This window comes from Mycetocola sp. Y791, assembly GCF_059445325.1.
On the sequence record NZ_JCAIUC010000001.1, the window covers coordinates 288889 to 307396 of the forward strand.

Consider the following 18508-nt stretch of genomic DNA (forward strand, 5'->3'; position numbering starts at 1 on the left):
AGGCGGGCGTTTGTGACGGATGACCGGCACCGCGGGGTCGGGTGCGGGGTTCGTCTGGCGTGAGTGTCGGGTTTTGCAGAGGGAGGCGGGCGTTTGTGACGGACGAGGGCGGCGCTGCGGCGACGAGAACGCGAACGGATGCCGTGGCGCGGGGGCACAGGGGCACGACGGTGGGGCGGTGCGGCGGTTCGGTGGTCGCAAATGCACGCGGTGGAGCGTTATGGCGTGCGTTTGTGACAGCCGAACGGATGCCGGGCGGTGCGGTGCGGGCGCGCCGGGGCGCAGGCAGCTACGGCGCCGGCCGCTCCTCGAGCATGGACGTCATGAGGTCGATCTCCGCGTCCTGGCTCTTCACCACTCCGGTGGCGAAGGTCCGCACCGTCGAGTTCGTGCTCCGGTCGAGCACAGCTTCGGCCATCTCGATGGCGCCCTTGTGGTGCTCGATCATGAGCTCGAGAAACAGGCGCTCGGCCGCGACACCGCTGAGACCCTTGAGCTCGGCAATCTGCTCGGGCGTGGCCAGCCCCGGCATCGGTTCACCTGGCTTGTGCGCGCTGTCGCCGGAACCGTGGTTGTGCCCGTCCCCGTCCAGCGTCGGCGTCGTCATCCACGTCATCGGGGGCTCCGACGAGAACCCGGACAGCCCCCACACGTTGAGCCAGCCCTTCATCATGCCCGACTGCGCAGACTGCGTCGTCGCGATGTCGTAGGCGAGCAACCGAACCTCGGCATCATCCGTGAGGTCACGGATGATCATCGCCAGTTCAACGCCCTGGTTGTGGTGCGTCTGCATATCGCGCGCGAAACCGGCTTCGGCGCTCTCCGTCGTCGGGGTCGGGTCGCCGAGCGTTGACAGCCGTCCCACTGAGAACGCGACGATGCCCACGATGACAACCGCGACGAGACCGACGACCAGCAGTGCGAGGGGTGACCGGCGCCGGGGAGTCGGATCTGGTCTCGAGACGGATGCCGCGGCATCCGTCTCGAGGTCAGTCAGTTCAGCTGCCGCCAAAATTACGCCTTGCCCGGTCCGTCGATAGCGCCGGTGCACGCAGCGCCGACCTCGGGGACGTTCTCGCTCTGCCAGTACTCCTCGAAGAACTCGCCGATGCGCTCGTCAGAGGCTTCGTCGACCTGGAGCTGCGCGTTCCAGGCGGAGAGAACGATGGGCGTCGGGAGGCCCTCGAACGGAGAGAGGATCGCATAGGTGGACGGGACCTTTTCCTTGAGCGCGTCGAGTTCCTCGTCGGAGATCGACGGGTCATAGGTGACCCAGACAGCCCCGTGCTCGAGCGAGTGCACGGCGTTCTCGTTCTGCTGAGGCTCGGTGTACACGCCACAGTTCAGCCAGGCCGGGTTGTGGTCGCCGCCGGCCGGGGGAGTCTGCGGGTACTCCACGGTGGTCTCCACGTGGTTGTTCGTGTTCTTGAAGGTCTCGACGCCCTCGATTTCGGCACCTGAGCCGCCGGCTTCATAGGTGGCGTTCTTCGGCATCGTCAGCACGATGCTGGTAACGAGCAGGGCAATGACGGCAATGCCGCCGATGATGGCGGCTCCGATTCCGATGCGCTTGTTGCGGCGCTTTCTGGCCTGTTCCCGCTTGAACGCCTCCACCTTCGCGGCACGCTGCTCTGCGCGCTGCTCTTTGATGGTCAACTGCTTCGCCGGGTTACCGCTCTTGTTCGCGGTGCCTGTGGGGGAATCGTCTCGGGGGGTCAACGTGGGCCTCTCGTTGGTGATCGTCGGGGTCAGCGGTCGACCACGAGTGTGCGCCGGGCTGCCTTTCATAGTGTATGGCCCGCATCCTCACAGCTTTATGTGAAGAGGATGCCGCCGCGAGCGTCACGCGCGCCCTGTAACACTCCCGGAGCAGCGGCTAGGCTCGATAAGACGGCCATAACCCGTCACGAGACCGACCCGACCCGGACCCCGGCCACGCACGCACTCCCCGAATGGACAAACCCGTGAAGTACGCAGAGACCATCGTCGATCTGGTCGGGAACACCCCGCTGATCAAGCTCAACAGCGTCACCGACGGCATCGCCGCCACCGTGCTCGCGAAGGTCGAGTACTTCAATCCGGGTGGCTCGATCAAGGACCGCATCGCGACGCGCATCATCGACGCCGCCGAGGCATCCGGAGACCTGTTGCCCGGCGGGACGATCGTCGAACCGACGAGCGGCAACACCGGTGTCGGCCTCGCGCTCGTCGCCCAGCAGCGCGGCTACAAGTGCATCTTCGTCGTGCCGGACAAGGTCGGCGAGGAGAAGCGCAACGTACTGACCGCGTACGGCGCCCAGGTCGTCGTCACGCCGACGAGCGTCGCGCCCGATTCGCCCGAGTCCTATTACAGCGTCTCCGACCGACTCGCCGCCGAAATCCCCGGCGCATTCAAGCCCAACCAGTACTTCAACCAGAACGGCCCGCTCAGCCACTACGAGACCACCGGCCCCGAGATCTGGAACGACACAGACGGCACCGTGACCCACGTCGTCATGGGCGTTGGCACCGGGGGTACGATCACGGGTACTGGGCGATTCCTCCGCGAGGTCTCCAACGGCGGCGTTCGCATCATCGGCGCAGACCCTGAGGGCTCGGTCTACTCCGGCGGCACCGGCCGGCCCTACCTCGTCGAGGGCGTCGGCGAAGACATGTGGCCGGGGGCATATGACCCGGGCGTGGTCAACGAGGTCATCGCGGTATCGGATGCCGAATCGTTCACCATGACCCGTCGCCTCGCGCTCGAAGAGGGCCTGCTGGTCGGCGGCTCGAGCGGCATGGCCGTCGTTGCCGCGCTCAAGGCAGCCCGCTCCCTCCCCGCAGATGCCGTCGTCGTGGTGATCCTGCCCGACGGCGGACGCGGCTACCTCGCGAAGGTCTTCAACGACACGTGGATGCGCAGGCACGGTTTCATCGGTTCAACGACCGACGAACGAACGGTCGGCGACCTGGTCCTGGCGAAGGGCGACACCGCAGAGTCCCTGCCACACGTCCGCCCCGACGACACGGTCCAGAGCGCGGCGGCCCTGCTGTCGAAGACCGGTGTTTCCGCACTGCCCGTGCTCTCCGCCGAACCGCCCGTCGTTCTCGGTGAGGTTATCGGTTCGGTGTCGGAGAGCTCGCTCCTCGAGAGCATCCTCTCCGGTTCGGCAACGGTGACGGATGCCGTTTCCACACTCACGCGGGCACCGCTTCCGCTGATCGGCTCCGGAGAATCGCTCGAATCCGCGCGTACAGCACTCGAGGCATCCGACGCTCTCCTGGTCATGCACGACGGCAAGCCGAACGCCGTCATCACCCGTCAGGACCTCCTGACCTTTTTGAGCGAGTAGAGGACCGAGAATGAGCGACAAGACCACGAAGAAGCGCGGGTTCGCGACGCGGGCCATCCACGCCGGCCAGGAATTCGACCCGACGACCGGTGCCGTCATCCCGCCGATCTACCAGTCATCGACGTTCGTCCAGACGCACATCGGCGGGCTGCGCAACGGCTACGAGTACGGCCGCGCGGGAAACCCGACCCGGAACGCACTTGAGGAGCAGCTCGCAGCGCTCGAGGGCGGAAAGCACGCCATCTCATTCGCGTCAGGCCTCGCCGCCGAAGACGCCCTGCTTCGCGGCATCCTCAAGCCCGGCGACCACATCGTCCTCGGCAACGACGCATACGGCGGAACCTACCGGTTGATCAACAAGATCTTCGGCGCGTGGGGGGTCACCCACACCGTCGTCGACATGTCGAACCTCCGCACGGTGCAGTCAGCGATCACCGCTGACACGAAGATCCTCTGGGTTGAGACTCCGTCGAACCCGCTCATGAAAATCACCGACATCGCGGAACTCGCAGAAATCGGCCACGCCGCCGGTCTCACCGTTGTCGTCGACAACACATTCGCGTCACCGGCCCTCCAGCAGCCGCTGGTCCTCGGTGCCGACGTCGTCGTGCACTCGACCACGAAGTACCTCGGTGGCCACTCTGACGTGATCGGTGGCGCGCTCGTCCTCAACGACGACGACATGCACGAGAAGGCGCGCTTCATGCAGTTCGCCGCCGGTGCCGTGTCATCGCCGATGGATGCCTTCCTCACCTCGCGGGGAATCAAGACCCTCGACGTGCGCGTGCAGCGACACAGCGAGAGCGCGCAGGCGATTGCCGAGTACTTCGCCGAGCACTCCGCCGTCGAGACCGTGTACTACCCCGGACTCGAATCTCACCCGGGTCACGCGCTTGCGGCGACCCAGATGTCGGGGTTCGGTGGGATGCTGTCCGTCGCCTTCGCGGGCGGCGAGCGGGTGGCGAGACGATTCGCCGAGAGCACCAGGGTGTTCCAGCTGGCCGAATCGCTTGGCGGTGTCGAGTCGCTGGTCAACTACCCCGCTGAGATGACCCACGCCTCGGTCGCCGGAACCGAACTCGCGGTTCCCGCCAATGTGATCCGGCTCTCGGTCGGACTCGAAACCATTGACGATCTGCTCGCCGATGTGGACCGGGCGATCGGGAAGGCGCTCAAGAAGCGTTGACCGCCGGGCTAGGCTCTTCGCGTGACTTCTGACGCCGGGCCCCGAACCGGATCGCACGACCCCCGGCGTCCCGCTGCAGCCGGGATTTTCTCGGCCGGGTACCTCTGGGCGACGATCGGATCGTGTGCGCTCGTCTTTCTGAGCGCATTCGAGTCGCTCGCGGTGACGACGATCATGCCGCTCGTGAGCGCTGACCTCGACGGTGCTGCGCTCTACGCGCTCGCGTTCGCCGGTCCGCTCGCCACCGGCGTCATCGGCATGGTTGTCGCCGGAAACTGGTCAGACCGCATTGGCCCCATCGCGCCGCTGCTGACCTCTGTTGCGCTGTTCATCGTCGGACTGATCATCGCCGGGCTCGCGCCCGACATGACAGTGTTCCTTCTCGGGCGCCTCGTGCAGGGACTCGGCTCCGGAGCCATGAGCGTCGCGCTCTACGTCGTGGTGGCGCGGATCTACCCGGCTGCGCTCCACGCCAGGATCTTCGCCGGGTTTGCCGCGGCGTGGGTCGTGCCTTCGCTCGTCGGTCCGTTCGCCGCCGGTGTCGTCGCGGAACTCACGAGCTGGCACTGGGTGTTCCTTGGCGTCGTTGTCCTCGTCCTCATCGCCATGCTCATGGTGGTTCCCGCCCTGCGGATGCTGCAGGGTGGCGAGCAAACCGATCTCGCCAGGCGACCGGCCTGGGCGATCGGCAAGATCGGGTGGGCTGTGCTCGCCGCGGCCGCTGTGCTCGGTCTCAATCTTTCGGCCCGGCTCGACGGTGTCCTCATTGGTATCGTCGCGGTTGCCGCTGTCGTGCTCGCGCTCATGGCCGTTCGCCCCCTCCTGCCGACCGGTACGCTCCGCGCGGAGCGCGGGCTGCCGAGCGTGATCCTGCTGCGCGGACTTATCTCGGCGGCCTTCTTCGGTACTGAGGTGTACATTCCCTACCTGCTGACCGATCGGTACGACTATTCGGCCGCCCTCTCAGGACTGGCGCTCACCGGGGCGGCACTCACCTGGGCTGGTGCCTCGTGGATTCAGGGCAGGCTCGACTCCACGCTGAGTTCCGTGAACGCCATGCGCATCGGGACGGTCCTCGTCTTGCTGGCGATCCTCTCAGCCGTGGCGACCGCCGCGTTCGAGCTGTCACCGCTCGTTGTTATCGGCGGCTGGCTGCTCGGTGGAGGTGGCATGGGACTCATGTACCCGAGGCTCAGCGTCATGACGCTGTCATACTCGAGCGATCGCGACCAGGGTTTCAACAGCTCGGCGCTGTCGATCTCGGACTCTCTCGGTGGTGCCCTCGCGCTGGCCTCGACCGGAATTGTGTTCGCGGCCCTGCTCGGGCTGGGCGGCGCCTGGCCGTTCGCCGGCTGTTTTCTTCTCGCGGCCGCGATCTCGGTGGTCACCCTCGGGCTCGGGTCCCGCGTCGGCACCGGTGTTCGACCTGTTGCCGCCAACGACGGCCCGCGCGCATCCTGACCGCGCCCGGTTTGCCAGCGCGGCGCTGGCGATGTGACAGAGTGTGACAGCGCTCCGATGGCATCCGCTCCCTGTCACATTGCTGTCACATCGCAATCAGCGCGTCCGTCGCACCGACGCTGCGTCGATGCCTCGGCCCCACAGCCCGCGGCCCTCGCTGGCGTGCTATTCGTCGGCAGGGGTGTGCATAATTGACGTACCAGCGCGGATGTGACCGTGCACATTAGTCAGGGGCATCCCGGTGACACCCAGCGTTGACAAAGGCCGAGCGCCGAACATCCGCGACGTCGCGCGCCTTGCCGGAGTGAGTCACCAGACCGTCTCCCGAGTTCTGAACGACCACCCCAGCATCAGGGAAGCCACGAAGCAGCGCGTGCTCGACGTGATGAACGAGCTGCAGTATCGCCCCAACCGGGCAGCGCGTGCCCTCGTGACCAGCCGGTCCCGCACGCTCGGCGTGCTGGCCTCGCAGCGCTCGCAGTACGGGCCGTCGAGCATCATCCAGAGTATCGAAACTGCCGCGCAGGATGCCGGCTACCTGGTGTCGACCGCGAACATCACGGCGACAGACGAGGAGTCGATCGTCACGGCGCTCGATCATCTCAACGCGCAGGCGATCGAGGGCCTCGTGATCATCGCGCCGCAGGTGCGGGTGTTGCGGGCGATCTCGAGCCTGGACCTCAGGGTTCCGTTCGTCACCATGAATACGAGCGAGGGCGACGACCATGCCATCGCCGTCGACCAGGTGGCCGGCGCCCGCCTCGCCACCAGGCACCTCATCGAACAGGGGCACAGGCACATCTACCACCTGGCCGGCCCGCAGGACTGGATCGAGGCAGAGGCGCGGATGCGTGGTTTCCTCGAGGAGATGAACGCGCAGGATGTCGCGACGACAGCGCCCATCCTCGGCGACTGGTCGGCGGACTTCGGCTATTACGCCGGCCGCGAGCTCATGCGCGTCCGTGACTTCACCGCGATTTTCTCCTCGAACGACCAGATGGCGCTCGGCCTCATGCACGCGATCCGCGACGTCGGCCATGATGTCCCGAGGGACGTGTCGATTGTGGGATTCGACGACATTCCCGAGGCCGCACATTTCTGGCCGCCCCTGACAACGGTCAGGCAGGACTTCCTGGAGCTTGGCCGCCGCTGCGTCGCGCAACTGCTGGGGACAATGGGTGATTGGCCGGATGCTTACGCGGGGCGGATCCAGCCCGAACTCGTGGTGCGTGCGTCGACCGGGAGACCGGCGTTCTGAGGCTTCCCGGCCCGCGGGATCGGTGTGGTTACCAAACTGAGACCTTCGAGCTTGACAACTTCGCTGGTGTTCTGCGTAACATGTGACAACAATGTGAACGGTCACATTGCCTGCCGGGATCGGAAATCGAAACCGGCTGACGAAGAAGTCCCTCACGAGTTTTTCGCGGTTACCCGTACGCGGTTCGCTTCGGCAGCCGCAGCGAACAGGGCGTTCATGGACGCAGCCCTGCCCGAGCGGAACACCACCCCCTGTCTGGAATCTCAGGCGACAATGACGTCCATGGCACGATTACAGAGAGGTAACACAGTGAAGAAAGTACTCATCGCGACACTCGCGGCCGGCGCAATGGTCGTGTCACTCGCGGCATGTTCGTCGGGCGGTTCGGGCGGCGGAGAAGGCGGAGAAGGCGGAGGCGCGCTTGTCGGCGTCGCAATGCCCACCAAGTCGAGCGAGCGCTGGATCCAGGACGGCGACGCCGTCAAGGAGCAGCTCGAAGCCGAGGGCTACAAAGTCGACCTGCAGTACGCAGAAGACGACATCCCCACCCAGGTCAACCAGATCGAGAACATGATCACCAAGGGCGCCGAGGCGCTGATCATCGCGTCGATTGATGGCACCACGCTCACGCAGGTCCTCCAGGACGCCGCTGACGCGGACATTCCGGTCATCGCATACGACCGCCTCATCCGCGACACCGAGAACGTCAGCTACTACGCCTCGTTCGACAACTACAAGGTCGGCGTCCAGCAGGCCAACTCGGTACTCAACGGACTCGGACTCGTCGACCTTGAGGGCGCGCCCGTCGAGGGTGCACCCGCCGGCCCGTTCAACGTCGAGCTGTTCGCAGGCTCGCCGGACGACAACAACGCCACCTTCTTCTGGGAAGGCGCCCAGGACACCCTCGCGCCGTTCATCGAAGCTGGCACCCTCGTTGTGAAGAGCGGGCAGACCGACTTCGAGCAGGCGGCGACGCTTCGCTGGGACGGCGAAACCGCGCAGAAGCGCATGGAGAACATCCTGACGTCCAGCTACTCGGACGGCACGCAGGTCAACGGCATCCTCTCGCCGTACGACGGAATCTCCCGTGGCATCATCTCGGCACTCACCGACGCCGGCTACACGACCGGCGAGGAATGGCCGACCATCTCGGGCCAGGACGCTGAGCTCGACTCGGTCAAGGCGATCAACTCGGGTGAGCAGTTCGCGACCATCTTCAAGGACACCCGCAAGCTGGCGACAGCCGCGGTCGAAATGACGGTGGCCGTGCTCAACGAGGACGAGCCCGAGGTGAACAACACCGAGGACTACGACAACGGCACGTTCGTTGTGCCGTCGTACCTCCTCGACTCGCAGATCGTTGTCAAGGACAACGTCAACGAGGTGCTCGTCGAGTCCGGTTACTGGACAGAAGAACAGATCGGCTAACACCCCTTCTTAATCGAGGCCGGTGGGAGAGTAGGTTCTCTCCCACCGGCACTCGAATGCAATGAAGCAGGTTCGGTATGGAGAAGGTGCGAAAGTGACCACAAACATCCTCGAGATGCGCAACATCACCAAGACATTTCCCGGTGTCAAAGCGCTATCGGACGTAACCCTCGACGTGGAGCGCGGCACAGTCCACGCCATCTGCGGTGAGAACGGTGCGGGCAAATCAACGTTGATGAAGGTGCTGTCCGGGGTTTACCCGCACGGCACGTACACCGGTGACATCGTCTTCGAGGGCGACGTCGTCGAGTTCAAGGACATCCGGGACTCCGAGGCCAAGGGCATCGTGATCATCCACCAGGAACTGGCGCTCAGCCCGTACCTGTCGATCGCCGAGAACATCTTCCTCAACAACGAGCAGACCGGCCCGTTCGGTCTCATCGACTGGAACAAGACGAACCAGGAGGCGGCGGCCCTCCTCGCCCGTGTCGGGCTGAAGGAAAACCCCACAACGAAGATCCTCGATATCGGCGTCGGCAAGCAGCAACTCGTCGAAATCGCCAAGGCGCTCTCGAAGCGCGTGAAGCTCCTCATCCTCGACGAGCCGACCGCCGCGCTGAACGACGAGGATTCCGACCACCTGCTCGACCTGATCCTGAACCTCAAGCAGCAGGGGATCACGTCGATCATCATCAGTCACAAGCTCAACGAGATCAAAAAGGTCGCAGACACCGTCACAGTGATCCGCGACGGCAAGGCGATCGAGACGATCCAGAAAACGGATGTCACCGAAGAGCGCATCATCAAGGACATGGTTGGTCGCGACCTCGAGCACCGGTACCCGGACCACACGCCCAACATCGGCGAGGAAATCCTGAGGGTCGAGGACTGGGTGGCGCACCACCCGCAGGACCCGACGCGGGTCGTTGTCGACAACGTCAGCATCAACGTGCGCGCTGGCGAGATCGTCGGCATCGCGGGGCTGATGGGTGCCGGGCGGACCGAGTTCGCGATGAGCCTGTTCGGCCACAGCTACGGAAGCAAGATTTCCGGCAAGGTCTTCATGCGTGGCGAGGAGATCAAGACCCGCACGGTTTCGGAAGCCATCGGCAACGGCCTCGCGTACGCGACCGAGGACCGCAAGCATTACGGCCTGAACCTGCTCGAGGACATCAAGCGCAACATCGCCCTCGCATCCCTCGACAAGCTCTCGAGCAACGGCCTCGTCAACGACAACGAGGAATACAAGATCGCCAACGGCTACCGGTCGAGCATGAACATCAAGGCTCCATCGGTGCTCGCAAAGACGAGCAAGCTGTCCGGCGGCAACCAGCAGAAGGTCGTGCTGTCGAAGTGGATCTACTCCGACCCCGACGTCCTGATCCTCGATGAGCCAACACGTGGCATCGACGTCGGCGCCAAGTACGAGATCTACGCGATCATCAACGCGCTTGCGGCCCAGGGCAAAGGCGTCATCGTCATCTCGAGCGAACTGCCAGAACTGCTCGGGATCTGCGACCGCATCTACGCCCTCAGCGAGGGCCGTATCACCGGCCAGCTTCCCATCGAGGACGCCAACCCGGAATCCCTTCTCAAGCTCATGACCATGGAAAAGCCGCGCTAGGGCGCCCGGCACCACCAAGGAGAACCCTGACATGTCAAACACACAGACACCGGTGACCGAGGAAACCGCCGCAGGCGGCGCGATCCACCCGGTCGACAACAAGTTCACCAGCTGGCTCAGCCACCTGCTCTCCGATCTCGGCAAGAACGGAATCTTCATCGCGCTGCTCGCGGTGGTGCTGTTCTTCACGGTCGTGACCGACGGCATCCTGCTTCGTCCTCAGAACATCTCGAACCTCATCGTCCAGAACGGGTACATCCTCGTGCTCGCGATCGGAATGGTGATGATCATCATCGCCGGTCACATCGACCTCTCGGTCGGATCGGTGGCCGCTTTCGTCGGTGCCTGTTCCGGCGTCTTCGCGGTGACGTGGGGCCTGCCCTGGTGGCTTGCCATCATCATGTCGCTCGGAATCGGCGCGCTCGTCGGTGTGTGGCAGGGATTCTGGATCGCCTACGTCGGCATACCGGCGTTCATCGTGACGCTCGCCGGTATGCTCATCTTCCGCGGGCTCGCGCTCGTCGTGCTGGGCAACGCCAACATCGGGTCATTCCCCACCGAGTACCGCGCTCTCGGTAACGGCTTCCTGAGCGACCTGTTCGGTGACTTCGATCTTGACCCGCTGACACTGGTCGTCGCTGCCGCGGCCGTCGTCGCCCTCATCGTCGGCCAGTTCCGCACCCGGGCCGGCCGCCAGAAGTACGGCCAGGATGTCGAGCCCATCGTCTGGTTCATCGCCAAGCTCGTGCTCATCACCGCGGCCATCGGGTTCTTCGCCTACGCACTCGCGTCGTACAAGGGCATTCCCGTGACGCTCATCGTGCTCGCTGTGCTTGTGCTGATCTACGGCATCATCATGAACCGGAGTGTCTTCGGCCGCCACGTTTACGCGATCGGTGGAAACCGCCACGCCGCCGAGCTCTCGGGAATCAAGACCCGGAAGACCGACTTCCTGCTTTTCGTCAACATGGGTGTGCTCGCCGCACTTGCCGGACTCATCTTCACCGCGCGACTCAACCTCGCAGGCCCGAAGGCGGGAGACGGCTTCGAGCTCGAGGCCATTTCGGCGGCGTTCATCGGTGGAGCTGCAGTCCAGGGCGGTGTCGGCACCATCGGCGGAGCGATCATCGGTGGTCTCATCATCGGTGTCCTCAACAACGGAATGTCGATCCTCGGCCTCGGAATCGAGTGGCAGCAGGCCGTCAAGGGTCTCGTGCTGCTCCTGGCCGTCGCCTTCGACGTCTACAACAAGCGTCGCTCCGGCGGCAAGTAGCACCTCGCAGGGGTCGTCACAGTGTGACGACCCCTGCCGCATTTCAGGAGAACCAGATGCACCTGGTCGGTTTGTTGCCGGACGGAGCACGGCTCGTCGCCGTGCTCGGTGGTGTGCCCGAGGCTCACGGGATCCCGCTGATCGGCGCTGAATCGCTCACCATCCCGTTCTCCACCGTCGGCGACAATGTCCTGCTCGGATCGGAGTCGGCGAGCGGTTTCTTTACTCGGCGGCGGGTACTCGAGCGCCGCGCGCGCGAACTCCTCGAGGTTGTCGGCCTTGACGTCGCGCCCGCCACGTCGATACTCGATCTCGACGCCGTCGACCAGCGGGTCGTTGAACTCGCCAGGGCACTGGCGAGGCGTACCGGCGTCATTCTGGTCGACGATCGGTGGACGCTGTTCGATGCCGATGAGGCCGTTCGCTGGTATGCCGCCGTCGCCAGGGCCTCTGCGGCGACACCGATCCTGGTCGCCGTTCAGTCGCTGGCTGACCTGCGGCTCGTTCCCGCGCCCATCGATGCCGTTCTGGTGATGAGGGAAGGGGCGGTCGCCGGTGTCGCGAGGCCCCAGGAGAGCACCACGCTGCTCGACCTTCTGGCCGGGGACGTCGATGAGCCGGCACCGGTGGAGCGGGTCTTCGGGCCGGTTGTACTCGAGCTCGAGTCGGTCAGCGTCACCCATCCGATCCAGCGCCGGCGCGCGGTCGTCGAAGGCGCGAATCTCACCGTCCGCGCCGGTGAAATTGTTGGCCTCGCCGGGGCGGAGTCGCTGGTGCTCGGGGTGTTCGGTGCGTCGTCGGGCGGGTCGGTGACCGGCACGATCCGGCTCGACGGTCAGCCGGTCGACCTGACGACCGTGGCGAAAGCCATAGCGGCGCGGGTGCTGTTCATTTCGGAACACCCGCCGGCCTATGACATCGGCCTCATCGGCGGGATGCCGACGAGCGTGTCAGGGGAATCGCTCGCCCGACTGGCCCGGACCGGGTTGATCGACCCGCGGCGCACCTATGTCCCGCGACGGGCACCGTCGATGCTGCTCGAGGCGTTTCCCGGCGCCAGGTCCCGGCCGTCGACGAGCGACATGAACGAGGTCCTGGCGGGGTGGGCGGCGGCGCCACCGCGGGTGGCACTGATCACCGAGCCGTTCTCCGGACTCGGCCCGACCGAGCGCGACGAGCGGCGTTCGCTCATCGAAGCGATCGCCGCGGCTGGCACCGCGGTGCTCGTCGAGGCGGCAGACCCCACTCAGCTTCTCGGGCTGAGCAACCGCATCCTCGCGCAGCACGGCACCCACCTCACGACGGAACTTTCCGGCAGGGACGTGACGCTTCGCGGCCTCGCGGCCCTCAGCATCCGTACCGATATACAACGTTAGAATCGAGAAGAACGTGGCAGTGCAGCAAGAGCCCGAAACCGGGCGGAATCCAGACGAAGGAGTCGAGACGGTGACCGATCGAGCAGAGAACCAGGCCGCCGAGCGCTACGTGATCGGGGTCGACTACGGCACCCTGTCCGGCCGCGCGGTCGTCGTGCGCGTTTCCGATGGCGCCGAACTGGGCAGTGCGGTGCTCGACTATCCGCACGCCGTGATGGACACGACGCTCGCCGCGACCGGCAGGCGACTGCCGCCGGACTGGGCGCTGCAGGTGCCGCAGGACTATGTCGACGTGCTCAAATCAGCGGTTCCTGAGGCGGTGAAGATCGCCGGGATCGACCCGGCGGACGTCATCGGCATCGGCACTGACTTCACCGCGTGCACGATGGTTCCTACACTCGCAGACGGCACACCGCTCAACGAGCTGCCGGAGTTCGCGGACCGCCCGCACGCCTATGTGAAGCTGTGGAAGCACCACGCCGCACAGGCGCAGGCCGACCGCATCACCGAGCTCGCGGCATCCCGCGGGGAAAGCTGGCTGCCCCGTTACGGCGGCCTCATCTCGAGCGAGTGGGAGTTCGCAAAGGGCCTGCAGCTGCTCGAGGAAGACCCCGAACTGTATGACCGCATGGACCACTGGGTCGAGGCAGCCGACTGGATCATCTGGCAGCTGACCGGTGAGTACGTGCGCAACGCATGCACGGCTGGCTATAAAGGCATCTACCAGGACGGCGAATACCCGAGCCGCGACTACCTCGCCGCTCTCAACCCTGATTTCGCCGACTTCGTCGAGTCGAAGCTCGAGCACCGGATCGGTCAGCTGGGGGATGCCGCTGGCCGGCTTTCCGCGGAAGCAGCCGCCTGGACGGGGTTGCCGGAGGGCATCGCCGTCGCCGTCGGCAATGTCGACGCACACGTCGCAGCCCCCGCAGCGCGCGGAGTGCTCCCCGGCCAGATGGTCGCCATTATGGGGACGTCGACCTGCCACGTGATGAACAGCGACAAGCTCGTCGAGGTGCCTGGCATGTGCGGCGTCGTCGACGGCGGTATCGTCGCCGGTCTCTACGGGTACGAAGCCGGGCAGTCCGGCGTTGGCGACATCTTCGCCTGGTACGTCAAGAACCAGGTTCCCAGCGCCTACTACGAAGCGGCGGAGGAAGCCGACGTCAGCATCCACCAGTACCTGACGAGCCTCATCGAGGACCAGCCGGTCGGCGCACACGGTCTCGTCGCGCTCGACTGGCAGTCGGGCAACCGCTCGGTGCTCGTCGACCACGAACTCTCCGGCGTCGTGCTCGGCACCACGCTGACCACCCGCACCGAGGAGATCTACCGGGCACTGTTCGAGGCCACGGCCTTCGGTACCCGGGTGATCGTCGAGACCTTCAACGCGTCCGGCGTGCCCGTGACGGAGTTCATCGTCGCGGGCGGCCTGCAGAAGAACCCGTTCCTCATGCAGACATACTCCAACGTCCTGCGGATGCCGATCTCCACCATCGCGAGCGACCAGGGTCCTGCGCTCGGCTCCGCCATTCACGCCGCTGTCGCAGCCGGCGCGTACCCGGATGTGCAGGCGGCCGGCCAGGTCATGGGCAAGGTCAATAAGAACGTGTTCACCCCGGACGAGAAGGCGGCCCAGGCCTACGACAGGCTGTTCGCCGAATACCGCGAACTGCATGACTACTTTGGTCGAGGCGGCAACGACGTGATGCACCGGTTGCGTCAGCTGAAGAGAGAGGCTCTCGCGTGAGCGGATATTCCCCCGAGGTTGAGGTCGCCATCGCGCGGGTCCGTGCCGATGTCGCGAGACTCCATGGAGAACTCGTGCGGTATGGCCTCGTGGTCTGGACGGGCGGAAACGTCTCGGGCCGGGTCCCAGGCGCCGATCTCTTCGTGATCAAGCCGTCCGGTGTCAGCTATGACGACCTCGCGCCCGAGAACATGATCCTCTGCGACCTCGACGGGAACGTGCTTCCGGGCACGCCGGGTTCCGATCGGTCGCCGTCGAGCGACACAGCGGCACACGCATACGTGTACCGGAATATGCCGGAGGTCGGGGGCGTCGTGCACACCCACTCCACCTACGCGGTGGCCTGGGCCGCGCGCAACGAACCGATCCCGTGTGTCATCACCGCGATGGCCGACGAGTTCGGCGCCGAGATCCCGGTCGGGCCGTTTGCCATCATCGGCGACGACTCGATCGGCCGTGGCATCGTCGAGACGCTGACCGGCCACCGCAGCCGCGCCGTCCTGATGGCCAACCACGGTCCATTCACCATCGGCAAGGACGCGAAGGATGCCGTCAAGGCCGCCGTCATGGTTGAAGACGTCGCCCGCACCGTGCACATCTCCCGCCAGCTCGGTGAGCCGGTTCCGATCCCGCAGCCCGCCATCGATTCCCTGTTCGACCGCTACCAGAACGTCTACGGCCAGGCGCCGCAGGGCGCTCTCGCCGACTCCCAAGGAGACACACATGCCTAAGCTGACCACCTCGCTCGACGCCTACGAGGTCTGGTTCCTCACCGGAAGCCAGAACCTGTACGGCGAAGAAACGCTTCAGCAGGTCGCTGAGCAGTCGCAGGAGATCGCGCGAACGCTTGGCGCGGCATCCGATGTTCCCGTCAAGGTCGTCTGGAAGCCGGTGCTCAAGGACTCCGCGTCGATCCGGCGGGCGATGCTGGACGCCAACTCCGACGATCGCGTCATCGGCCTCATCGCGTGGATGCACACGTTCTCGCCGGCCAAGATGTGGATCGCGGGTCTCGACGCCCTGCAGAAGCCGCTGCTGCACCTGCACACGCAGGCCAATGTTGCGCTGCCGTGGGACAGCATCGACATGGACTTCATGAACCTCAACCAGGCAGCCCACGGCGACCGGGAGTTCGGCTACATCCAGACCCGACTCGGCGTCTCGCGCAAGACGGTCGTCGGCCACGTCTCGAACCCCGCCGTCACCGCACAGGTCGGCACCTGGATGCGCGCAGCCGCCGGCTGGGCAGCCACCCACGAGCTCAAGCTCGCCCGCTTCGGCGACAACATGCGTTACGTCGCCGTCACCGAGGGCGACAAGACCGAGGCCGAACTGAAGTTCGGCGTCCAGGTCAACACCTGGGGCGTCAATGAGCTGGCGGATGCCGTCGCCGCGGCGTCGGAGAGCGACATCGACGCGCTCGTTGCTGAATATGAAGAGCTCTACGACGTCGTCCCCGAACTGCGGAAGGGTGGCGACCGTCACTCCTCGCTGCGCGACGGTGCGGCGATCGAGATCGGACTGCGGTCGTTCCTCGAGGAGGGTGGCTTCGGCGCGTTCACCACGTCGTTCGAAGACCTCGGTGCGCTCAAGCAGCTGCCGGGCCTCGCCGTGCAGCGGCTCATGGCGGAGGGCTACGGCTTCGGTGCTGAGGGCGACTGGAAGACCGCCGTTCTCGTGCGCGCGGCATCCGTTATGGGAGCAGGACTGCCCGGCGGTGCCTCGCTGATGGAGGACTACACGTACCACCTGGTGCCGGGGGAGGAGCAGATCCTCGGCGCCCACATGCTCGAGGTCAGCCCTGGTCTCACGACGGCGAAGCCGACGCTCGAGATCCACGAGCTGGGAATCGGCGACAGGGAAGACCCGGTCAGGCTTGTCTTCACCGCTGACCCTGGTCCGGCCGTCGTCGTCGCGATGAGCGACATGCGCGACCGGTTCAGGCTCGTGGCCAACGTCGTCGACGTGATCGAGCCTGCTGAGGCGCTGCCGAAGCTGCCGGTCGGTCGTGCCGTCTGGAAGCCGGAGCCGTCGTTCGCCGTCTCGGCCACGGCCTGGCTCACCGCTGGTGCGGCCCACCACACGGTGATGTCGACCGCTGTCGGTGTCGACGTGTTCCGTGACTTCGCGGAGATCGCCGGCACCGAGCTGCTCGTCATCGACAACGACACAACACTCGACGGGTTCTCGCGCGAGGTGCGCTGGAACAACGCGTACTACAGGCTCGCGCAGGGGTTCTAGGGCGCCCACCCCGCCGAGACCATCACCTCCGGTCGAGAACATCCCGCGCAACTGATGTTCTCGACCGGAAGTGGTGTTCTCGGTGCCGAGTCAACTCGCGACCCACGAAGCGGATGCTGCCAGCTGGCGGCATCCGCTTCTCGCGTTAACGCGCGGTGCCGGTGCACGTCGTGCTCGCCGGTGCTCGACACCCAGGCTGCGGCGTTGCTTCGGGAGGAAATTCGCAGGGTCGACGGGCTCTACGGGCATGGCCCCCGCGATTTACCGCCCGACGCCGCGGCACCGGTCGTGCCCGACGTCTCCGCAGCGGATGCCGCCAGCCGAACGGCATCCGCTCATTGAGATGGGTCCCACTGTGATCGCTCACAATTTGGTAACGGACTTTGATTGAAGCGTTGTGCTCGCATAATTGTGAGCGCTAACATCACAGCCATGACCAGAACGGACTGGTCAACCGGCAGCTGACACAGCATCGGACCACGTCGCGCCGGCCGAACAAGGAGGTTTGGTTGTGAAGAAGATACTTGCGCCGATTGCAGCTGCTGGAGCCCTGCTCCTCGCGCTCACCGGGTGTGCACAGTCGGGCGGAGGCTCGGCAGACGGGCCCAAGGACCCGAGCGAGATCATCGTCGGATTTGCTCAGGTCGGCGCCGAGAGCGGATGGCGTACCGCGAATACCAAAGACATCCAGGCGGCGTTCAAGGACGCCGGCATCGAGCTCAAGTTCTCCGACGCCCAGCAAAAGCAGGAGAACCAGATTCAGGCGATCCGCTCGTACATCCAGCAGGGCGTCGATGTCATAGCGTTCTCGCCGGTCATCGAATCGGGGTGGGATGCCGTGCTCAAGGAAGCAAAGGACGCCGAGATTCCCGTTGTCCTCACCGACCGCGCCGTCGATAGCGAGGACGACTCGCTCTACGTGAGCTTCCTCGGCTCCGACTTCATCGAGGAAGGCAAGAAGGCCGGGGAATGGCTCGTCGAGGAGTACTCCTCGTCGACAGAGCCGGTGAACATCATCCAGCTCGAGGGAACGACGGGAGCAGCCCCCGCCCTGGACCGGGCCGAGGGCTTCGCCGATGTCATCGCCGCTGACGACAAGTTCCAGGTGGTCGCGTCCCAGACCGGCGACTTCACTCGCGCCGGCGGCAAGCAGGTCACCGAGGCGCTGCTCAAGTCGAATCCCGACGTTGACGTGATCTACGCACACAACGACGACATGGGTCTCGGCGCGATCGAAGCGATCGAAGCGGCCGGACTCGTGCCGGGCACCGACATCAAGATCATCACGGTGGATGCCGTGAAGGACGGCATGCAGGCCCTCGCCGACGGCAAGATCAACTTCATCGTCGAGTGCTCGCCGCTCCTGGGCAGCCAGCTCGTGGAGATTGTGGAAAAGGTCGTCGCGGGAGAAGACGTTGAGAAGCGGATCATCACCGAGGAAACGACCTTCACCCAGGAGCAGGCGATCGAAGCGCTGCCCGACAGGAAGTACTAGGCACACCCACCTCGGGCGTTCCGGGTCCGATGAATCCGGACCCGGAACGCCCGACACATCTTTCCTCAGCGCAGAGAGCAGGGT

15 protein-coding genes are annotated in these 18508 nt (G+C 65.3%); 13 read left to right on the forward strand and 2 right to left on the reverse strand.

Annotation, left to right across the window (positions count from 1 at the left end; all coding sequences use genetic code 11):
* Window positions 1-289 precede the first annotated feature (289 nt).
* A complete protein-coding gene (locus AC1C2N_RS01500; protein ID WP_495432587.1) occupies window positions 290-1012 on the reverse strand; it encodes a DUF305 domain-containing protein in 723 nt (240 codons plus the stop codon).
* 2 nt (window positions 1013-1014) lie between these two features.
* Complete coding sequence (locus AC1C2N_RS01505; protein WP_483405267.1) at window positions 1015-1719, reverse strand: thioredoxin-like domain-containing protein; 705 nt, start codon at window positions 1717-1719, stop codon at window positions 1015-1017.
* A 245-nt stretch (window positions 1720-1964) separates the two neighbouring features.
* On the opposite strand from AC1C2N_RS01505, the gene AC1C2N_RS01510 reads away from it, so the two are divergent.
* The 13 genes from AC1C2N_RS01510 (at window position 1965) to AC1C2N_RS01570 (ending at window position 18424) form a co-directional block, all read left to right on the forward strand.
* Window positions 1965-3332, forward strand: a complete 1368-nt coding sequence (locus AC1C2N_RS01510; protein WP_495432588.1) for a cystathionine beta-synthase — start codon at window positions 1965-1967, stop codon at window positions 3330-3332.
* 10 nt (window positions 3333-3342) lie between these two features.
* The gene (locus AC1C2N_RS01515; protein ID WP_495432589.1) at window positions 3343-4518 is read left to right on the forward strand and encodes a cystathionine gamma-synthase; all 1176 of its coding nucleotides are present in this window, start codon (window positions 3343-3345) and stop codon (window positions 4516-4518) included.
* Window positions 4519-4539: 21 nt separating this feature from the next.
* Window positions 4540-5979: an MFS transporter gene (locus tag AC1C2N_RS01520; protein WP_495432590.1), complete on the forward strand. Its 1440-nt coding sequence runs from the start codon at window positions 4540-4542 to the stop codon at window positions 5977-5979.
* Window positions 5980-6220: 241 nt separating this feature from the next.
* Entirely contained in the window at window positions 6221-7237 is a 1017-nt protein-coding gene (locus AC1C2N_RS01525) for a LacI family DNA-binding transcriptional regulator (RefSeq protein ID WP_495432591.1), read from the forward strand.
* A gap of 282 nt (window positions 7238-7519) precedes the next feature.
* A complete protein-coding gene (gene chvE / locus AC1C2N_RS01530) occupies window positions 7520-8665 on the forward strand; it encodes a multiple monosaccharide ABC transporter substrate-binding protein (protein ID WP_483405272.1) in 1146 nt (381 codons plus the stop codon).
* A 94-nt stretch (window positions 8666-8759) separates the two neighbouring features.
* Window positions 8760-10289, forward strand: a complete 1530-nt coding sequence (gene mmsA / locus AC1C2N_RS01535; RefSeq protein WP_495432592.1) for a multiple monosaccharide ABC transporter ATP-binding protein — start codon at window positions 8760-8762, stop codon at window positions 10287-10289.
* Between the two features lie 31 nt (window positions 10290-10320).
* On the forward strand, window positions 10321-11562 hold the full coding sequence (gene mmsB / locus AC1C2N_RS01540; RefSeq protein WP_483405274.1) for a multiple monosaccharide ABC transporter permease: 1242 nt from the start codon (window positions 10321-10323) through the stop codon (window positions 11560-11562).
* A gap of 56 nt (window positions 11563-11618) precedes the next feature.
* Window positions 11619-12938 (forward strand): hypothetical protein, encoded by a 1320-nt coding sequence (locus AC1C2N_RS01545; RefSeq protein WP_495432593.1) that lies wholly within the window; start codon window positions 11619-11621, stop codon window positions 12936-12938.
* A 70-nt stretch (window positions 12939-13008) separates the two neighbouring features.
* Window positions 13009-14688 carry a ribulokinase gene (gene araB / locus AC1C2N_RS01550; protein WP_483405276.1) on the forward strand — a complete coding sequence of 560 codons (1680 nt, stop codon included), beginning with the start codon at window positions 13009-13011 and terminating at the stop codon, window positions 14686-14688.
* Window positions 14685-15419, forward strand: a complete 735-nt coding sequence (locus AC1C2N_RS01555; RefSeq protein ID WP_495432594.1) for an L-ribulose-5-phosphate 4-epimerase — start codon at window positions 14685-14687, stop codon at window positions 15417-15419. Before araB ends, AC1C2N_RS01555 begins: the two co-directional genes overlap by 4 nt.
* Window positions 15412-16929, forward strand: a complete 1518-nt coding sequence (gene araA, locus AC1C2N_RS01560) for an L-arabinose isomerase (RefSeq protein ID WP_495432596.1) — start codon at window positions 15412-15414, stop codon at window positions 16927-16929. The genes AC1C2N_RS01555 and araA overlap by 8 nt, the downstream gene beginning before the upstream one ends.
* Before the next feature lie 180 nt (window positions 16930-17109).
* The gene (locus AC1C2N_RS01565; RefSeq protein WP_495432597.1) at window positions 17110-17271 is read left to right on the forward strand and encodes a hypothetical protein; all 162 of its coding nucleotides are present in this window, start codon (window positions 17110-17112) and stop codon (window positions 17269-17271) included.
* 169 nt (window positions 17272-17440) lie between these two features.
* On the forward strand, window positions 17441-18424 hold the full coding sequence (locus AC1C2N_RS01570; protein WP_483405279.1) for an ABC transporter substrate-binding protein: 984 nt from the start codon (window positions 17441-17443) through the stop codon (window positions 18422-18424).
* Window positions 18425-18508 lie beyond the last annotated feature (84 nt).

What these genes read in the sequence shown, in the direction of transcription:
- mmsB (WP_483405274.1), top strand. Translation starts at nt 10,321, where the DNA reads ATGTCAAACACACAGACACCGGTGACCGAGGAAACCGCCGCAGGCGGC.
- AC1C2N_RS01515 (WP_495432589.1), top strand. Translation starts at nt 3,343, where the DNA reads ATGAGCGACAAGACCACGAAGAAGCGCGGGTTCGCGACGCGGGCCATC.
- araA (WP_495432596.1), top strand. Translation starts at nt 15,412, where the DNA reads ATGCCTAAGCTGACCACCTCGCTCGACGCCTACGAGGTCTGGTTCCTC.
- AC1C2N_RS01545 (WP_495432593.1), top strand. Translation starts at nt 11,619, where the DNA reads ATGCACCTGGTCGGTTTGTTGCCGGACGGAGCACGGCTCGTCGCCGTG.
- chvE (WP_483405272.1), top strand. Translation starts at nt 7,520, where the DNA reads ATGGCACGATTACAGAGAGGTAACACAGTGAAGAAAGTACTCATCGCG.